A 273-nucleotide genomic window follows, 5' to 3' on the forward strand; every position below is an offset into this window, starting at 1 on the left:
TACAGGCGCGCAGGGCGCGCACGGGGGGCATGCCCAGCCGCACCATCCATGCCGGCTCCCGCCAGTTGTCGCCGTGCCGGAACACGCCCACGTCACTGCCGCAGGCGATCGTCGTTCCGGCGGCCAGCGCGGATCGGAACCCGCGTTCGGCTTCCTGCATCTTCGGCGTCGCGGGTTGTCCCGGCTGGTAGCCGTTGAAGTACTGCTCGGTGGATTCCACCGCGGTCAGGGTCGGCAGGTAAGCGATGCCACGGTCGCGCATCAGGCGGAACG

Annotated in this window: 1 pseudogene; it reads right to left on the bottom strand. The window is 70.0% G+C overall.

The features are described 5' to 3' along the window. A pseudogene (locus tag SAZ04_RS22070) lies at positions 1-273 on the bottom strand (metal-dependent hydrolase family protein); the annotation flags it as partial.

Source organism: Halalkalibacter lacteus (assembly GCF_036663595.1).
Lineage (GTDB): Bacteria > Bacillota > Bacilli > Bacillales > Bacillaceae_D > Halalkalibacter > Halalkalibacter lacteus.